This is a genomic window from Haemophilus sp. HMSC71H05 (assembly GCF_001838635.1).
Lineage (GTDB): Bacteria > Pseudomonadota > Gammaproteobacteria > Enterobacterales > Pasteurellaceae > Haemophilus_D > Haemophilus_D parainfluenzae_R.
The window spans coordinates 63316-79275 of the sequence record NZ_KV838036.1 but is presented as its reverse complement, the minus strand read 5'-3'; the positions used below and the strand labels follow the sequence as shown (position 1 = coordinate 79275).

The 15960-nt window shown below is 40.3% G+C and carries 15 protein-coding genes and 2 pseudogenes; 9 read left to right on the top strand and 8 right to left on the bottom strand.

Translation table 11 applies throughout. The features are described from left to right. Positions 1-74 precede the first annotated feature (74 nt). Genes oppB through oppF form a run of 4 tightly spaced genes read left to right on the top strand, consistent with a single transcriptional unit; the run spans position 75 to position 3916 of the window. Positions 75-995: an oligopeptide ABC transporter permease OppB gene (oppB, locus tag HMPREF3279_RS06160; RefSeq protein WP_005700169.1), complete on the top strand. Its 921-nt coding sequence runs from the start codon at positions 75-77 to the stop codon at positions 993-995. A gap of 9 nt (positions 996-1004) precedes the next feature. Further along, on the top strand, positions 1005-1940 hold the full coding sequence (oppC, locus tag HMPREF3279_RS06155; protein WP_070868471.1) for an oligopeptide ABC transporter permease OppC: 936 nt from the start codon (positions 1005-1007) through the stop codon (positions 1938-1940). Between the two features lie 9 nt (positions 1941-1949). Next, the gene (locus tag HMPREF3279_RS06150) at positions 1950-2921 is read left to right on the top strand and encodes an ABC transporter ATP-binding protein (protein ID WP_070868468.1); all 972 of its coding nucleotides are present in this window, start codon (positions 1950-1952) and stop codon (positions 2919-2921) included. Further along, a complete protein-coding gene (gene oppF / locus HMPREF3279_RS06145; protein ID WP_005700062.1) occupies positions 2918-3916 on the top strand; it encodes a murein tripeptide/oligopeptide ABC transporter ATP binding protein OppF in 999 nt (332 codons plus the stop codon). The genes HMPREF3279_RS06150 and oppF overlap by 4 nt, the downstream gene beginning before the upstream one ends. Before the next feature lie 39 nt (positions 3917-3955). On the opposite strand, the gene HMPREF3279_RS06140 is transcribed toward oppF, so the two are convergent. Continuing rightward, entirely contained in the window at positions 3956-4825 is an 870-nt protein-coding gene (locus HMPREF3279_RS06140; protein WP_070868465.1) for a VirK/YbjX family protein, read from the bottom strand. A gap of 113 nt (positions 4826-4938) precedes the next feature. Here HMPREF3279_RS06140 and yihA point away from each other — a divergent pair, with 113 nt between their 5' ends. Both yihA and HMPREF3279_RS06130 read left to right on the top strand, forming a co-directional pair. Further along, positions 4939-5553, top strand: a complete 615-nt coding sequence (yihA, locus tag HMPREF3279_RS06135; RefSeq protein WP_070868462.1) for a ribosome biogenesis GTP-binding protein YihA/YsxC — start codon at positions 4939-4941, stop codon at positions 5551-5553. Between the two features lie 129 nt (positions 5554-5682). Then, entirely contained in the window at positions 5683-7212 is a 1530-nt protein-coding gene (locus tag HMPREF3279_RS06130; RefSeq protein WP_070868459.1) for a YifB family Mg chelatase-like AAA ATPase, read from the top strand. A 43-nt stretch (positions 7213-7255) separates the two neighbouring features. Here the strand turns inward: HMPREF3279_RS06130 and nfuA are convergent, their stop codons facing one another. The 7 genes from nfuA to HMPREF3279_RS06095 form a co-directional block, all read right to left on the bottom strand. Beyond that, a complete protein-coding gene (gene nfuA, locus HMPREF3279_RS06125) occupies positions 7256-7840 on the bottom strand; it encodes a Fe-S biogenesis protein NfuA (protein ID WP_065286268.1) in 585 nt (194 codons plus the stop codon). Between the two features lie 115 nt (positions 7841-7955). After that, positions 7956-8645 (bottom strand): type I phosphoribosyltransferase, encoded by a 690-nt coding sequence (locus tag HMPREF3279_RS06120; protein ID WP_070868484.1) that lies wholly within the window; start codon positions 8643-8645, stop codon positions 7956-7958. A gap of 19 nt (positions 8646-8664) precedes the next feature. Further along, positions 8665-10047, bottom strand: a complete 1383-nt coding sequence (locus tag HMPREF3279_RS06115; RefSeq protein WP_070868456.1) for a type IV pilus secretin PilQ — start codon at positions 10045-10047, stop codon at positions 8665-8667. 1 nt (position 10048) lies between these two features. Then, entirely contained in the window at positions 10049-10432 is a 384-nt protein-coding gene (locus tag HMPREF3279_RS06110) for a pilus assembly protein PilP (protein ID WP_070868454.1), read from the bottom strand. Then, complete coding sequence (locus HMPREF3279_RS06105) at positions 10432-10974, bottom strand: competence protein ComC (protein WP_070582958.1); 543 nt, start codon at positions 10972-10974, stop codon at positions 10432-10434. The genes HMPREF3279_RS06110 and HMPREF3279_RS06105 overlap by 1 nt, the downstream gene beginning before the upstream one ends. Then, positions 10971-11483 carry a competence protein ComB gene (locus HMPREF3279_RS06100; RefSeq protein ID WP_070582957.1) on the bottom strand — a complete coding sequence of 171 codons (513 nt, stop codon included), beginning with the start codon at positions 11481-11483 and terminating at the stop codon, positions 10971-10973. Before HMPREF3279_RS06100 ends, HMPREF3279_RS06105 begins: the two co-directional genes overlap by 4 nt. Then, positions 11476-12318, bottom strand: a complete 843-nt coding sequence (locus HMPREF3279_RS06095) for a competence protein ComA (RefSeq protein WP_070868452.1) — start codon at positions 12316-12318, stop codon at positions 11476-11478. The genes HMPREF3279_RS06100 and HMPREF3279_RS06095 overlap by 8 nt, the downstream gene beginning before the upstream one ends. Before the next feature lie 99 nt (positions 12319-12417). On the opposite strand from HMPREF3279_RS06095, the pseudogene HMPREF3279_RS06090 reads away from it, so the two are divergent. The 3 genes and pseudogenes from HMPREF3279_RS06090 to HMPREF3279_RS06085 all read left to right on the top strand — a co-directional run. Then, positions 12418-14268: pseudogene (locus HMPREF3279_RS06090) on the top strand (penicillin-binding protein 1A); the annotation flags it as partial. Between the two features lie 75 nt (positions 14269-14343). Beyond that, a pseudogene (locus HMPREF3279_RS10250) lies at positions 14344-15036 on the top strand (penicillin-binding protein 1A); the annotation flags it as partial. 66 nt (positions 15037-15102) lie between these two features. Next, positions 15103-15948, top strand: coding sequence for a 23S rRNA (adenine(2030)-N(6))-methyltransferase RlmJ (locus HMPREF3279_RS06085; protein WP_070868447.1), 846 nt, complete (start codon positions 15103-15105; stop codon positions 15946-15948). Positions 15949-15960: the final 12 nt, after the last annotated feature.

The following is a 15960-nucleotide window of genomic DNA, read 5'->3' as shown; positions in this document are numbered from 1 at the left end:
GTTCGTATTTAAGTGCGGTTAAAAATTATCGTGTTTTTTGACCGCACTTTTCGCCCATTTTGGTTGGAGTTGTTATGCTCAAGTTTATTTTTAAACGGCTGTTGGAAGCCTTGCCAACGCTGTTTATTTTGATTACTTTTTCTTTCTTTTTGATGCGTCTCGCCCCTGGCAGCCCGTTCACTTCTGAACGCGCTTATCCACCAGAAGTCATGGCTAATATCGAAGCGAAGTATCATTTAAATGAACCATTACATAAACAATATTTCCTTTATTTGGAAAACCTTTCCAAAGGTGATTTTGGCCCCTCTTTCAAATATAAAGATCAATCGGTCAATGATTTAATCGCATCAGCCTTCCCTGTTTCCTTAAAACTAGGGATGGTCGCTTTCGCCTTTGCAGTGGTATTAGGTGTTACAGCGGGTACGCTTGCCGCGCTCAATCAAAATAGCCGCTGGGATTATATTCTAATGAGCTTTTCGATGCTTGGGGTCATTATGCCAAGCTTCGTCTTCGCGCCAGTCTTAGTACTGATTTTTGCCATTTATTTGGGTTGGTTACCTGCAGGCGGTTGGAATGGCGGTTCAGCAATGTACATTATTTTACCTGTAGCCTCCTTAACTATCGCTTATGTTGCAGGAATTGCACGTATCATGCGCGGCTCCATGATTGAAGTGCTGCATTCCAACTTTATTCGTACCGCCAAAGCTAAAGGACTTTCTACGTCGAGAATCATTTTAAAACATGCTTTACGCCCTGCCCTTTTACCTGTGATTACCTATTTAGGCCCTGCTTTCGTAGGGATTATTACTGGCTCAATGGTCATCGAAAGCGTATTTGGTTTACCTGGCATGGGGTTATTATTTGTAAACGGCGCATTGAACCGCGATTACTCTTTAGTTTTAAGTCTCACTATCTTAGTGGGCACATTAACTATTTTATTTAATGCGATTGTGGATATTTTATATGCCATCATCGATCCAAAAATTCGTTATTAAGGACAAGTTATGACAGATTATCGTACTCAGCCGATTAATCAGAAAAATGCGGATTTTGTGGAACAAGTGGCTGACCGTATTGAAGAAATGCAACTAGAAGGCCGCAGTCTATGGCAAGATGCGAAACGCCGTTTTTTCCGTAACAAAGCGGCCGTTGCCAGTCTGATTATTCTAGCGTTTATTATTGTATTTATTACCGTAGCGCCTTGGTTCTTCCCCTTTACCTATGAAGATACCGATTGGAATATGATGAGCTCCCCACCAACAATGGAAGGCTATCACTTCTTCGGTACCGATGCTTCTGGGCGTGATTTATTGGTGCGTACCGCTATCGGTGGACGGATTTCCTTATTGGTCGGTATTGCTGGTGCTTTCATTTCCGTCACTATCGGCACAATTTATGGGGCGATTTCTGGTTATGTAGGCGGTAAAACAGATATGTTAATGATGCGCTTTTTAGAGATTCTCAGCTCATTTCCATTTATGTTTTTCGTGATTTTGTTGGTGACTCTTTTTGGCCAAAACATTTTCTTAATTTTTATCGCAATTGGGGCCATTGCTTGGCTTGGTCTTGCACGTATCGTACGCGGACAAACCCTCAGCCTAAAAAATAAAGAATTCGTCGAAGCCGCCATCGTTTGTGGCGTACCTCGTCGCCAAATCATTTTGAAACACATTATTCCGAATGTATTAGGCTTAGTAGCAGTTTACGCCTCGCTTGAAGTACCGGGACTCATTCTATTTGAATCATTCTTAAGCTTCTTAGGATTAGGAACTCAAGAACCGATGAGTAGCTGGGGTGCACTCTTAAGTGATGGTGCTGCGCAAATGGAAGTCTCGCCTTGGCTATTAATTTTCCCGGCATTTTTCCTTTGCCTTACCCTATTTTGTTTTAACTTTATCGGTGACGGGTTGCGTGATGCGCTCGATCCAAAAGATAGATAGGAGCGAATCATGAATCCTTTATTAGATGTAAAAAATCTCTACGTTCGCTTCAAAACACCCGATGGTACCGTCACTGCAGTGAATGATTTAAACTTCACACTTAATGCGGGAAGCACGCTCGGCATCGTGGGTGAAAGTGGTTCAGGCAAATCACAAACTGCCTTTGCGTTAATGGGCTTATTGGCGGCCAATGGTACAGTGGAAGGTTCCGCCATCTTTGAAGGTAAAGAATTGGTTAATTTACCGAAGGCTGAATTGAATAAAATCCGTGCCGAGCAAATTTCCATGATTTTCCAAGATCCGATGACGTCTCTCAACCCTTACATGAAAATCGGTGAACAGCTCATGGAAGTTCTACAGTTACACAAAGGTTATGATAAACAAACTGCCTTTGCTGAATCCGTGAAAATGCTGGATGCGGTAAAAATGCCAGAAGCTAAAAAACGCATGGGCATGTATCCACACGAGTTTTCAGGTGGTATGCGTCAACGGGTGATGATTGCGATGGCTTTGCTATGTCGTCCTAAATTACTTATTGCCGATGAACCAACAACCGCTTTGGATGTGACCGTTCAAGCGCAAATCATGACCTTATTAAATGAGTTAAAACGTGAATTTAACACTGCCATCATCATGATCACTCACGATTTGGGCGTGGTAGCGGGTATTTGCGATCAAGTTATGGTGATGTATGCCGGACGAACCATGGAATACGGCACTGCAGAACAAATTTTCTATCATCCAACTCATCCTTATTCTATTGGCTTAATGGATGCAATTCCTCGCTTAGATGGCAATGAAGAACACTTGGTCACCATTCCTGGTAATCCACCGAATTTACTGCATTTGCCAAAAGGTTGCCCATTCTCGCCCCGTTGCCAATTTGCTACCGAACAATGCCAAACTGCGCCAAAACTGACCGCATTTAATGAAGGTCAATTACGCAATTGTTGGTTACCCGTGGAGAAATTTACCCTATGACAGTTTCAAATAACAAAGAATTACTCCTTGAAGTCAATCACCTAGGCGTTAGTTTTAAAATTAAAAATGATAAATCCCTTTTCTTCGCTAAACCGCAAACCTTAAAAGCAGTAAAGGATGTTTCCTTTAAGCTTTATGAAGGTGAAACCCTCGGTGTAGTAGGTGAATCTGGTTGTGGTAAATCCACGCTTGCACGTGCCATCATCGGCTTAGTCGAAGCGAGTGAAGGGGAAATCTTGTGGCTTGGTAAAAATTTACGAAAACAATCAGCTAAACAATGGAAAGATACTCGCAAAGATATCCAAATGATTTTCCAAGACCCGCTCGCCTCTCTCAATCCGAGAATGAACATTGGCGAAATCATTGCCGAGCCATTAAAGATCTATCAACCGCACTTAAGTGCTGCTGAAGTAAAAGAAAAAGTACAAGCGATGATGTTGAAAGTCGGGCTTTTACCGAACTTGATTAACCGCTATCCTCATGAGTTTTCTGGTGGCCAATGTCAGCGTATCGGTATCGCTCGCGCGTTAATCATTGAGCCTAAAATGATCATTTGTGATGAACCCGTTTCTGCGTTAGATGTGTCGATTCAGGCTCAAGTGGTAAATTTATTGAAATCCCTGCAAAAAGAAATGGGGCTTTCCTTAATTTTCATTGCCCATGATTTAGCGGTGGTAAAACATATTTCTGACCGCGTATTGGTGATGTATTTAGGCAATGCCATGGAATTAGGCAGCGATGAGGAAGTGTATAACAACACTAAACATCCTTATACCAAAGCCTTAATGTCTGCTGTTCCGATTCCCGATCCGAAATTGGAACGCAATAAGTCCATCGAATTACTTGAAGGTGAGCTACCTTCACCAATTAATCCACCGTCTGGTTGTGTGTTCCGTACTCGCTGCTTAAAAGCCGATGAAAATTGTGCGAAACAAAAACCACCTTTCACCAGCCAAAACAACAGCCATTTTGTGGCATGTTTGAAAGTCTTATAAAACCAAAAGTGCGGTTAAAATTCACCGCACTTTTTACTTTTACAATTCTAACTTTTCTTCGATTACTCTAGCTAAATCATCCAACATCGCATAACGTTTGCGATACATAGAACGTTTCTTACTCGGTACCTTATCAAGATTTCTGTCTATCTCTAAAGGTAATTCCCAATAGTCTTTCAACTGTCCACCTGATTCAACAAAAATCGCATCATAATCTACAACATAATGAGAACTTTGAATAAAACGCGATTTATTTTGATATTTTTGTGGAATGCCCAATAACGTCTTAAAACCCAACGCTTTCGTCAATGCTTTCATCGTTTCCACCATCAAATAAGCAGGACGTAAACCATGGCACGTTTTTGTGAGTTGCTTCACCATCTCTTTAGAACCTTCAAAATTGGGCCCCTGTACAACAGAAATAAGCAATGCCTCGCCAAGTTTAGCAAAAGTAAGCAAATACACTAATTCATTACGTGGTTTATGCCATAACTCCAGAACCCAATAACCTTCCATCGGTTGGTGCGTGGTCATCGACAATGTCATCTCAAAATCAGGAATTACCTCACCAAAACTTAATGGCGTTTTATAAATGGGTACTGAAAGTGCGGCCAATTTTTCAGGTAAAAAGAGTAGATTCTCACAGATAGCTTGGAAACGCTGTTTGCCATTAAAACGTTTATCTAAAAAGCGATAAACTAATGGATAGCTATAATCTGCATGTTCATTTAATAATTTCACAAGAAAAGGATGCTGATTAATAAATTGCTCAAATTGAGCAATTAATCCACGGTGTAAAAAAGCACGAAGACGATAACGTAGGCGCTTAAGCACATAAGAACGCCCAGGTCTATCGGGATAAACGGCTTCCGCTTTTGGCCAGCTATATTGATTCTCTTGAGATTCCATAGTTATTAATATAATTAAAGAGGCTTTAAATCACACAAAGCGCGCATTCTCTCATAATTTCAGCAATTTTTCTATTTGTGATATGCTAGGGTCAATTGATGAAAGGAACCACTATGTCTGAAATTAAACTGAATTATCATAAAGCGCATTTTCTTACGAGCGCCCCAAATATTCGTTCCATCCCAGAAGATACTGGAATTGAAATTGCTTTTGCGGGACGCTCAAATGCAGGGAAATCAACCGCACTTAATGCGTTAACCAATCAAAAAAGCTTAGCTCGAACCTCTAAAACACCTGGTCGTACACAGCTCATCAACCTTTTTGAAGTAGAGCTGAATTGTAAATTGGTGGACTTACCCGGCTATGGTTATGCTGCTGTTCCTGAGAAAATGAAAATCGAGTGGCAAAAATCCCTTGGGGAATATTTGCAAAAACGCGAATGTTTAGGTGGACTTGTTGTTTTAATGGATATTCGCCACCCTTTAAAAGATCTCGACCAACAAATGATTGAATGGGCTGTTTCTGCTGACTTACCGGTTATGTTACTTTTAACTAAAGCGGATAAACTCAGTCAAAGTGCGCGTAGCAAACAGGTCAAAATGGTACGTGAAGCGATTTTACCCTTCCAAGGTGATATTCAGGTTGAGGCCTTTTCTGCACAAAACAAAATTGGTATTGATAAATTGGCTGCCAAATTAGATAGTTGGTTTGCCCCACTTTTCTCATAGTTTTTTATTAAGAAAAAATGATTTCTGCGATCTGGATCGCAAAAATAGCACAGAATGCATGCTTTCATTCTGTGCTTTTTTTATAGTGCGAAAATCTGATTATTTTTGACCGCACTTTAAGGAATCTGAATGTCTCTTGCCATTGTTTATAGCCGTGCATCAATGGGTGTACAAGCCCCTCTTGTTACCATTGAGGTACACTTAAGTAACGGAAAGCCTGGATTTACCTTAGTTGGTCTACCCGAAAAAACCGTAAAAGAAGCTCAAGATCGTGTCAGAAGTGCATTAATGAATGCCCAGTTCAAATATCCTGCTAAACGCATCACCGTCAATCTTGCACCGGCCGATTTACCCAAAGAAGGGGGACGATTTGATTTACCTATTGCAATCGGTATTTTAGCTGCATCAGATCAACTTGATGGCAGTCGTTTAAAACAGTTTGAATTCGTTGGCGAGCTCGCATTAACGGGTGAATTACGTGGCGTACACGGCGTGATTCCCGCCATTTTAGCAGCGCAAAAAGCAAAACGAGCCCCCATTATCGCTTATCAAAATGCTAATGAAGCGTCGCTTGTCTCAGAGCAAGAGACTTATTTCGCTAAAAACCTTTTGGAAGTCGTGCAATTCTTAAATAATCAAGAAAAATTACCTTTGGCCTCATTACTCGCACAAGAAAGTGCAGTCGGATTTTCAGCTAAAAATCACTTAGATTTGACCGATATTATTGGTCAGCAACACGCCAAACGAGCTCTGACGATTGCAGCCGCAGGTCAACACAACCTGCTCTTTTTAGGTCCACCTGGGACGGGTAAAACCATGTTAGCAAGTCGTCTCACTGCATTGCTCCCTGAAATGACGGATTTAGAAGCCATTGAAACCGCTTCGGTTACGAGTTTAGTACAAAATGAATTAAATTTTCATAACTGGAAACAACGTCCGTTTCGATCGCCACATCATAGTGCCTCATTACCGGCCTTAGTAGGTGGAGGAACTATTCCCAAACCAGGCGAAATATCACTCGCACATAACGGCGTACTTTTTCTTGATGAATTGCCTGAGTTTGAGCGTAAAGTGCTTGATGCACTTCGCCAGCCATTAGAAAGTGGAGAAATTATTATTTCGCGTGCCAATGCAAAAATCCAATTCCCCGCTCGCTTTCAACTCGTTGCCGCGATGAATCCAAGTCCAACCGGGCATTACACTGGAACACATAACCGAACCTCTCCACAACAAGTGATGCGTTATTTAAACCGACTTTCGGGGCCGTTTTTAGATCGTTTTGATTTATCCATTGAAGTGCCTCTTCTGCCACAAGGTAGTTTACAAAATACGGGAGATAGAGGCGAAACAAGCCAACAAGTACGAAAAAAAGTCTTAAAAGTAAGGGAAATCCAGCTTGCTCGAGCCGGTAAAATCAATGCTTATCTTTCAAGCAAAGAAATTGAACGGGACTGTAAATTACAAGATAAAGATGCATTATTCCTTGAGAATGCACTGAATAAGCTTGGACTTTCAGTAAGAGCCTATCATCGAATTTTAAAAGTCTCACGCACGATTGCTGATTTAAATGGCGAAAAAGAAATACAACAATTTCATTTAGCAGAAGCGCTAGGATATCGGGCGATGGATCGGTTGTTACAGAAATTGTCTGCTACTTAAAAAATAAAAGGGCGAATGATTCGCCCTTTTTTATCTTCGATTTTTAATAATAAGAATGTTCACCACGTTGGTGTTCTGTGACGTCTCTTGCACCTTTTAATTCATTCGGGAAGAGCGAAACTAACTGTTTCTCTACCCCGTCTTTTAAGGTGACATCAACCATTGAACAACCGTTACAGCCACCGCCGAATTGTAGAACGGCATAACCATCATCAGTAATTTCAATTAACGTGATTTTACCGCCATGGCTGGCTAATTGTGGGTTGATTTGTGTTTGGATCACGTACTCTACGCGCTCAATTAAAGGCGCATCATCTGCAACTTTACGCATTTTTGCGTTAGGTGCTTTTAAAGTCAGTTGAGCACCGAGCTCTTCTGTTACGTAATCAATTTCCGCATCTTCTAAAAACGGTAAACTGATTTCATCTACAAATGCTGAAAAAGTATCGTATTTCATTTCAGTATCAGTCGCTTCAACTGAATTTGACGGACAGTAAGACACGCCACATTCTGCTCCAGGTGTACCCGGATTCACAACAAAAATACGAATATTTGTACCTTCTTCTTGTGTATCTAAAAGTTTCCGAAAATGTGCTTGTGCAGCATCTGAAATAAAAATTTGTTCCATAAATAAAGTCCTAATACTTGATGCAATATATCAGGAATGATACTCCTATACGGCAATTTTTTCTACATTTATTCCTATTTTTATAGATATAGGCAAATCCTATCTTTAACAGAATTTAAGCTCTGGCTAAGCCCCACACTTGTATTTCTTTTACACCTAATTTTCGAAGTTGTTTGGCTATTTCTGCCAGCGTTGAACCAGTTGTAATCACATCATCCACTAAAGCAACGCGTTCATAAGGAAAAGGCTTTTGGGTATTCACTGCAAAAGCATTTTTAAGATTGTGTCGTCGATCTTTCGCGGTTAAACCTCGTTGAGTGTGGGTATGTTTAATCCGTTTCACCACATGATGACAGTTAGGCACATCACACCAGCGACTTAACCAGTTCGCTAATAAATCAGCCTGGTTGTAGCCCCGTTGCCATTGTCTAAAATGATATAACGGTACAGGAATAATCGCCTGTGGCAGCGAGAGCCCATGTGTTCGTCTCGCCTCTCGCCCCGCAAGATAAAGCAAACGCGATAAACTGCGATCTAACCAAAACTGTTTTTGGAATTTAAAACGATGAATAAGTGAAGAAAGCGGTTCGAGATAATGCCCAATAATCACAATACGATCCCAAGCAGGTTCATTTCTCAAACAATGTCCACAGCCCATTGCATAATGTTGCAAGGGTGAACCACACCGCCCACAATAAGGGAAAGTTTTAATTTTCTTTTGGCATCGACTACACAATCCATTTCGACACAAATGAATAGTTCGCTTGCAATGCACACAGCTAAACTGAAAAAAATGAGAAAACATGAGAGAAATTGACCGCACTTTATTTTTTCGCTTTTTCAACTTGCTTAAAATGCTTTTCTTTTTTAGCCATTTCCATTCCTTCACCTTGTTTCAAAATATGAGGGGTCACAAAAATCACGAGTTCTCGCTTTTGATGACGTTCACTTTCCTTACTAAATAAGCGTTTAATACCTGGAATATCGCCCAATAATGGGACTTTATCAACACCTTTCGTGATCGTATCGTGGAATACACCACCCAATACAATCGTTTCGCCATCTTTGGCAAACACTTGTGTATTAATTTCTTGTTTATCAATGGATACGACTTCATTTTGTCCGTAAGCCACGCGATTCCCCGGGGAATTTTGACTCACTAATAAATCCAATAAAATATTATTATCCTTAGAAATATGCGGCGTAACTTCCAATCCTAAGACAGCCTCGCGAAACTCTACTGATTGCGTATCATTTTTACCATTCGTCACCACATAAGGAATTTCTGTCCCTTGTTTAATGCTTGCGCTTTTCTTATTAGTCGTGAGTAAGCGAGGGCTTGCAATAATTTCTACGTTATTTTCACGTTCAAGTGCGGTCAATTCTAAGTCTAATAATCGACCATTAATTTTAGCGACTTGAAGCGCTAATGAGCCAGCTGGCGTGACCGTTGTCGCAAAATTCACGTTTAAATTATTACTGATATTACTAAAGCCATTCGCATCTAGACTACCACTCACTCGATGGGCAGTTTCAGTGGGATTAAAAATGCCCCAACGCACACCTAATTCTTTTAGGCTTTCATCGGTAATCGTCACAATACGTGCTTCAATGACAATTTGTTCAATGGGTTTATCCAGCTCTGCAATTAATTTTTTGATATTTTTGACAGAACGAGCATCATCCTGAATCAGTAACACATTGCTTCGATCATCAAATGTAATTGTGCCGCTAGGTGAAAGCAAAGAACCGCTCCCTGTTGTTAAAGATTTCATCACATCAGAGGCCTTGGCAAAATGCAGTTTAACCGTTGTACTCACAAGTGGCGTTTCACTAGATAAACTTTCTCCGCTAATTGCCATAGGTTCTGTCATTTTCTCTGCATATTGTTCATGTTGAGAAGGCTTACCCAAATAATAAATATCATTTTCTTGATAAAAAGAGAGCTCTTTGATTTTTGCCACAGAACGCAATAAACGATCAAAATCTACGTTATCTAATTGCAATGAAAGCGTTCCTTCTAGCTCATCATCAATCATTAAATTGGCATTTTGCTCAAAAGCAAGTTGCTGGAGTGTCGCCACCATGGGAGCTTGTTTTAAGCGAAGTGAAAATACGCGATTCTCTGCCGCTGAGTAAGTTGTCCATAGGATCAAAAAACACATTAAAAACTGACCGCACTTTGTTTTTATTTTATGCTTTACCATTTTAAAATCTCATGATAATTGAGGTTGTTTGTTCACATTGCCCGGCTTTATAACCTTGAAGCGTCACGCTGTTTTTACTCACTTTTTCGATTAAATAGCCTTCTTTTCCAATCCTCTGCCCGACTCGAACAGGCAGAATATACCCATCATCATTAAATAACACTTCTGCCTGTTTACCATATTGCACAACTCCCACAACATGTAGCTGAGCCAATGGGCGTTCCTCCGCCAGTCTCGGCTCCGAATACACGCAAGTCGACACCGACGGTAGGGTGAGCCCCTCTTTTAGATATTCGGTTTGTTCTCTCTGTTTTCGATCAAAAGGATCTTGCGAAAATGCTGATACAGAAAAAAACGCTATCAAGATTAAGAAAAGCTTTTTCATTATTTGTCCTTATTTAATTGGAAAATTAACTCACATGTAATAGAAGCATTTTCCTCTTCATCTAATTTCTCAATGTTTAATTGCGTTAAAGAAAGTGTAGGAATATCGTTTAAAAGCGCGGTTAAAAATTGCTGTAAATCGACAAAATAGCCTTGCAATGACAAATGCAACAAAGTATGTTGAGAAAAATCCCAACGTAAATCCAACGCTCGAAGTCGCCCATTTAACAACGCCTGTACATGCTGATTAATCGGCAACACAGAATTAGCTAATTCTGGAGAAAGTTGTCGGCTGTCTGACTTTTGCCTTAAGGTTTGTAAAATCTTTTCCTGTTTATCCCACTCTTGCTGCTGCAAACTCAATTCTGCGTCAAGTCGATGCCTTTCATTGCTATTTTCAACGTAACGAAAAACAGGTAAAAAGATGACCGCACTTAATGCACTCAACCAAAAGGCTGCATGAACCATTTGAGGTAATCGAAGCCATCTCCCAAACCAACTTTGTGCACTTTTTTGAACAAGCTCATTGATAAAGTTCCTCATTGCACAGACTCCGATAAATGAATATCAAATTGAAAAAATAACTGCTGTTGCACTGGCTGAAACTTAGTTAAGTTAACCTCTGTAAAATGGCGTTTGAGAAATTGATGTATCTCCTCAAACTCTTGTTGGCTTTCTGTCATGCCTGAAAGGGCAACTTGCTTAGCATTAAGCGTAAATTCATCTAACTCGCCTTGTTGTAATGGCAGCTCAGTTAATAAATTAAGCATTCGATACACATATTTCGTATCCATTTCTGTCAGCTCATTCATTTCTTTCAGACTACTTTGTAGTTGCTGAACCTGAATGCGTTTCTGATGGACTTGATGAGTTATTTGTGTCAGTTTTTCTTTTGCCTGATTTAGAGTTTGCCCTTGTTGTTCATTGAGTTGGTTCAATCCAACAACAATCAAAACTGAGCAAGCTAGCCAAATTAAACCTTGCCACATAAAATGACGAAAAGCCTTTTGATGTTGTTCTAAGCGCCAAGGTAATAAATTAAGGCTAAACATCACCACTCTCCCGATTAATTGGAGGCCAAAGTGCGGGTGGTTTTAAAGATAAATCCACTAGCTTTAAATCGGTTTGCCAAAGTGCATTACCTAAAGCAATGAAAGGAAGATCTGTTTCGATACGCTGCCAATCCTGAGGCTGTAATTCGATTGCGTGTAAATTCAACATATCGGGCGTTTGATACACATAAACCTGTTCTATCGTTTCGGGAAAGCGTTGGATAAATTGTTGATAAAGTTCGGATAAATCACCTTGAGATTGCAAAACTTGTCGTTGTTGTAAGCGTTCACAAACGGCGAGACATCCTTGTTGATCTTGATATAAAAATAAGGTGTTAACCGGCTCTTGACCTAAAATGGCATAAAATGCACGTAAAATACTGTGATTCAGTAAATCAAGTGCGGTCAATTTTAGCGGCAAATATTTTTCTAATTCTGCATTGGCGCTTTCTTGTCGAATCGCCGTGATATCCAAACGGAAACCTTGTTTTAATGGCATGGCAAGATAATCAAACCATAATTCATCCAACGGAATCGGTAATTCTTTTTGCAAAATGAAACGACATTGTTGTTCACACTCCTGAGCATTGAGTGTTTGCGGTAAAATAAGCGTTTTAGACCAAGTCAAATGGGGTGAAATGGAACCAATAAAACAACATTGGTTCGCTTTTTGCGGTAAATGAGGTAATAGCTGGGGAAAAAAGTCCTTTTGTTGTCTATTTAAGCAAATAGATTGAACTTTGTAGAATTCATCTAGCCAAACAAAATAGAGGTTATCTTGTTGTTTACTCACACCAATTTTTTGTTTTAGCTGCTTTCTAGGAACAATTCCCATATTCTTTCCTATTCTTTAAGGGATTAATCTTTTATACTTAGCAGCCAAAATCATAATTTTGATTTTTTGAATATTCATTAAACCAGAGAGAATTTTACGATGCGGATCGCAAAATTAATATTAAGTACCCTATTTACGATATGTATACTGGGGTTAGTCGCCGGTGGTGTACTGTATTTTCACTTAAAATCCTCCTTACCATCGGTTGAGAGCCTAAAAACCGTTGAGTTGCAACAGCCGATGCAAATCTATACGGCTGATGGCAAATTAATCGGTGAAGTCGGTGAACAACGCCGTATTCCAGTGAAATTAGAAAATGTGCCTCAGCGTCTGCAAGATGCCTTCTTAGCGACGGAAGATAGCCGTTTTTATGAACATCACGGCTTAGACCCTGTTGGTATTGCTCGTGCGATTTTTGTTGCCGTCAACAATGGTGGGGCATCTCAAGGGGCAAGTACCATTACACAACAGCTTGCGCGTAACTTCTTCTTAACGCCAGAAAAAACCATTATTCGTAAAGCTCGCGAAGCAGTATTAGCCATTGAAATTGAAAATGCCTTAAGCAAACAAGAAATTTTAGAACTTTATTTGAATAAAATTTTCTTAGGGTATCGCTCTTATGGCGTTGCAGCCGCCGCTCAAACCTACTTTGGTAAAAACTTAGATGAATTAACACTTTCTGAAATGGCGATCATTGCTGGCTTGCCAAAAGCACCTTCTACCATGAATCCACTGTATTCGCCAAAACGTGCGGAAGAACGTCGAAATGTGGTTTTAAGCCGAATGTTGGATGAAAACAAGATCACCAAAGCAGAATATGATGCAGCGATTAAAGAACCAATTGTAGCAAGCTATCACGGTGCTAAATTTGAGTTCCGTGCAGACTATGTGACTGAAATGGTTCGTCAAGAAATGGTAAAACGCTTTGGTGAAGAAGATGCTTACACTAAAGGTTATAAAGTTTTCACGACAGTACTTTCAAAAGATCAAGCGGAAGCTCAAAAAGCCGTCCGTAATAACTTGATCGATTATGACATGCGTCATGGCTGGCGTGGCGGTGCACCACTTTGGAAAAAAGGTGAAACCCCATGGGATAATGAACGCATTGTCGCTTTCTTGAAAAAATTACCTGATTCAGAACCATTCATTCCAGCAGCGGTAACCGCATTAGGTAAGAATGGGGCAGAATTACTTTTAGCCAATAATGAAACGATGACGCTCTCTTCTAATGCAATGCGTTGGGCGGGAAGATCACCGGTTAAAGTGGGCGAACAAATTTGGATTCGTAAACGTGATAACGGTGAATGGATTTTAGGTCAAATTCCAGCAGCTAACTCTGCATTAGTTTCATTAAACTCTGATAATGGTGCAATTGAGGCCATGGTGGGTGGTTTTAGCTACGAACAAAGTAAATTTAACCGAGCAACCCAATCTTTAGTGCAAGTCGGTTCTTCGATTAAACCATTTATCTATGCGGCTGCGTTAGAAAAAGGTTTAACGCTTTCAAGCGTATTGCAAGACAGTCCTATCTCTATTCAAAAACCAGGACAACCTTTGTGGCAACCTAAAAACTCACCTGATCGTTATGACGGTCCTATGCGTTTACGTGTAGGTTTAGGTCAATCTAAAAATATGATTGCCATCCGAGCACTACAAACTGCAGGTGTTGGCTTTACGGCTGACTTCTTACAACGATTTGGGTTCAAACGTGACCAATATTTTGCCAGTGAAGCGCTTGCATTAGGTGCTGCATCCTTCACGCCATTGGAAATGGCGCGTGCTTACGCAGTTTTTGATAATGGTGGTTTCTTAATTGATCCTTACCTTATCGAAAAAATTCAAGATAATACCGGTAAAGATTTATTTATTGCGAACCCTAAAATTGCTTGTATTACCTGTAATGACATTCCTGTGATTTATGGTGAAACCAAAGATAAAATTGATGGCTTTAAAGATGTCGCAGAAGTGGCTAATCCTGATAACCTAAAATCCGCTAAAGGTAATAGCAACACCGATACAGATGAAGGTGAGGGCGATCAGCAACCTGAGAATGTACCTGACTTGCCAGAACTTCAAACATCCGCATTAAATGACGGTTCTGTTGATTTAATGGCGGATGCGAAAGACGGTGCAGCAAAACAAGAATACGCACCTCGTGTGATTAGTGGTGAATTAGCCTTCTTAATTCGTAGTGCATTAAATACGGCGATTTATGGTGAGCAAGGACTTAGTTGGAAAGGTACCAGCTGGCGTATTGCTCAAAGCATTAAACGTAGTGATATCGGTGGTAAAACCGGTACCACTAATAGTGCGAAAGTAGCTTGGTACGCAGGTTTTGGCGCAAACTTAGTCACCACAACCTATGTTGGTTTCGATGATAACAAACGCATATTAGGTAAAGGTGAAGCGGGTGCAAAAACCGCAATGCCGGCATGGGTCGCTTATATGAAAGCGGCACTTTCTGATGTTCCAGAACGTCAACTTGAGCTTCCTCCAAACATCATGGAAAAAACCATTGATAGTAACTCTGGTTTACTTTCTGAAGGTGGTGGCCGTAAAGAGTACTTTATCGTCGGTACCGAGCCTAAACGTACTTACATTGCGGAAATGAAAGAGCGCGGTTATTATGTCCCACCTGAGTTGCAACAACGCTTGAATGGCGGAACAGGTAAAACCAAAGACGCGATTCCTGCAACGCAACCAGAAGAATTATTCTAACCCTGATTTAAATACTAAAAGTGCGGTTAATTTTGACCGCACTTTTTTACGTCAAAAGGACAAATCATGTTAAGTTATCGTCACAGTTTCCATGCAGGCAATCATGCTGATGTATTAAAGCATATTGTATTAATGCTGATATTGGAAAATCTTTCGCTGAAAGAAAAAGGTTTTTACTATCTCGATACCCATTCTGGGGTCGGACGCTATCGTTTAAGTTCTAACGAATCAGAAAAAACCGGCGAATACAAAGAGGGAATTGGGAGACTTTGGGAAAGAACAGATTTACCCGAAGAAGTGGCTCGCTACGTAGATCTCATTAAAAAGTTCAATTATGGCGGTAAAGAATTACGCTATTATGCTGGCTCACCAATGATTGCCGCGCAATTATTACGTTCTCAAGATCGTGTATTACTAACAGAATTACATCCAAGTGATTTTCCATTATTACGCAATAATTTCAAAGAATTTAAAAATATCACCACAAAATCAGAAAATGGTTTCCAACAACTCAAAGCGACGCTTCCACCAAAAGAACGCCGTGGCTTAGTGCTCATTGATCCGCCTTATGAATTAAAAGAAGATTATGATCTCGTCGTGAAAGCGATCGAAGAGGGTTATAAACGCTTTGCAACAGGCACTTATGCGATTTGGTATCCCGTGGTACTACGCCAACAAACAAAACGCATTTTTAAAGGATTAGAAGCAACAGGAATTCGTAAAATTTTGAAAATTGAATTGGCTGTTCGCCCTGATAGCGATCAACGTGGTATGACCGCGAGTGGTATGGTCGTGATTAATCCACCTTGGCAATTAGAACAACAAATGAAGTCCATTTTGCCTTATTTGACCCAAACGCTCATCCCTGAAGGTACGGGAAGTTGGACAGTGGAATGGATTGTACCGGAATAATCCATTCCAAAA

Excerpts from the sequence above, each read along its gene's own strand:
- HMPREF3279_RS06120 (WP_070868484.1), bottom strand. The coding sequence starts at position 8,645 with ATGTTTTCTCATTTTTTTCAGTTTAGCTGTGTGCATTGCAAGCGAACT.
- oppB (WP_005700169.1), top strand. The coding sequence starts at position 75 with ATGCTCAAGTTTATTTTTAAACGGCTGTTGGAAGCCTTGCCAACGCTG.
- HMPREF3279_RS06150 (WP_070868468.1), top strand. The coding sequence starts at position 1,950 with ATGAATCCTTTATTAGATGTAAAAAATCTCTACGTTCGCTTCAAAACA.
- yihA (WP_070868462.1), top strand. The coding sequence starts at position 4,939 with ATGTCTGAAATTAAACTGAATTATCATAAAGCGCATTTTCTTACGAGC.
- HMPREF3279_RS06130 (WP_070868459.1), top strand. The coding sequence starts at position 5,683 with ATGTCTCTTGCCATTGTTTATAGCCGTGCATCAATGGGTGTACAAGCC.
- HMPREF3279_RS06105 (WP_070582958.1), bottom strand. The coding sequence starts at position 10,974 with ATGAGGAACTTTATCAATGAGCTTGTTCAAAAAAGTGCACAAAGTTGG.
- HMPREF3279_RS06140 (WP_070868465.1), bottom strand. The coding sequence starts at position 4,825 with ATGGAATCTCAAGAGAATCAATATAGCTGGCCAAAAGCGGAAGCCGTT.
- HMPREF3279_RS06115 (WP_070868456.1), bottom strand. The coding sequence starts at position 10,047 with ATGGTAAAGCATAAAATAAAAACAAAGTGCGGTCAGTTTTTAATGTGT.
- HMPREF3279_RS06095 (WP_070868452.1), bottom strand. The coding sequence starts at position 12,318 with ATGGGAATTGTTCCTAGAAAGCAGCTAAAACAAAAAATTGGTGTGAGT.
- nfuA (WP_065286268.1), bottom strand. The coding sequence starts at position 7,840 with ATGGAACAAATTTTTATTTCAGATGCTGCACAAGCACATTTTCGGAAA.
- oppF (WP_005700062.1), top strand. The coding sequence starts at position 2,918 with ATGACAGTTTCAAATAACAAAGAATTACTCCTTGAAGTCAATCACCTA.
- HMPREF3279_RS06100 (WP_070582957.1), bottom strand. The coding sequence starts at position 11,483 with ATGTTTAGCCTTAATTTATTACCTTGGCGCTTAGAACAACATCAAAAG.
- oppC (WP_070868471.1), top strand. The coding sequence starts at position 1,005 with ATGACAGATTATCGTACTCAGCCGATTAATCAGAAAAATGCGGATTTT.
- HMPREF3279_RS06110 (WP_070868454.1), bottom strand. The coding sequence starts at position 10,432 with ATGAAAAAGCTTTTCTTAATCTTGATAGCGTTTTTTTCTGTATCAGCA.
- HMPREF3279_RS06085 (WP_070868447.1), top strand. The coding sequence starts at position 15,103 with ATGTTAAGTTATCGTCACAGTTTCCATGCAGGCAATCATGCTGATGTA.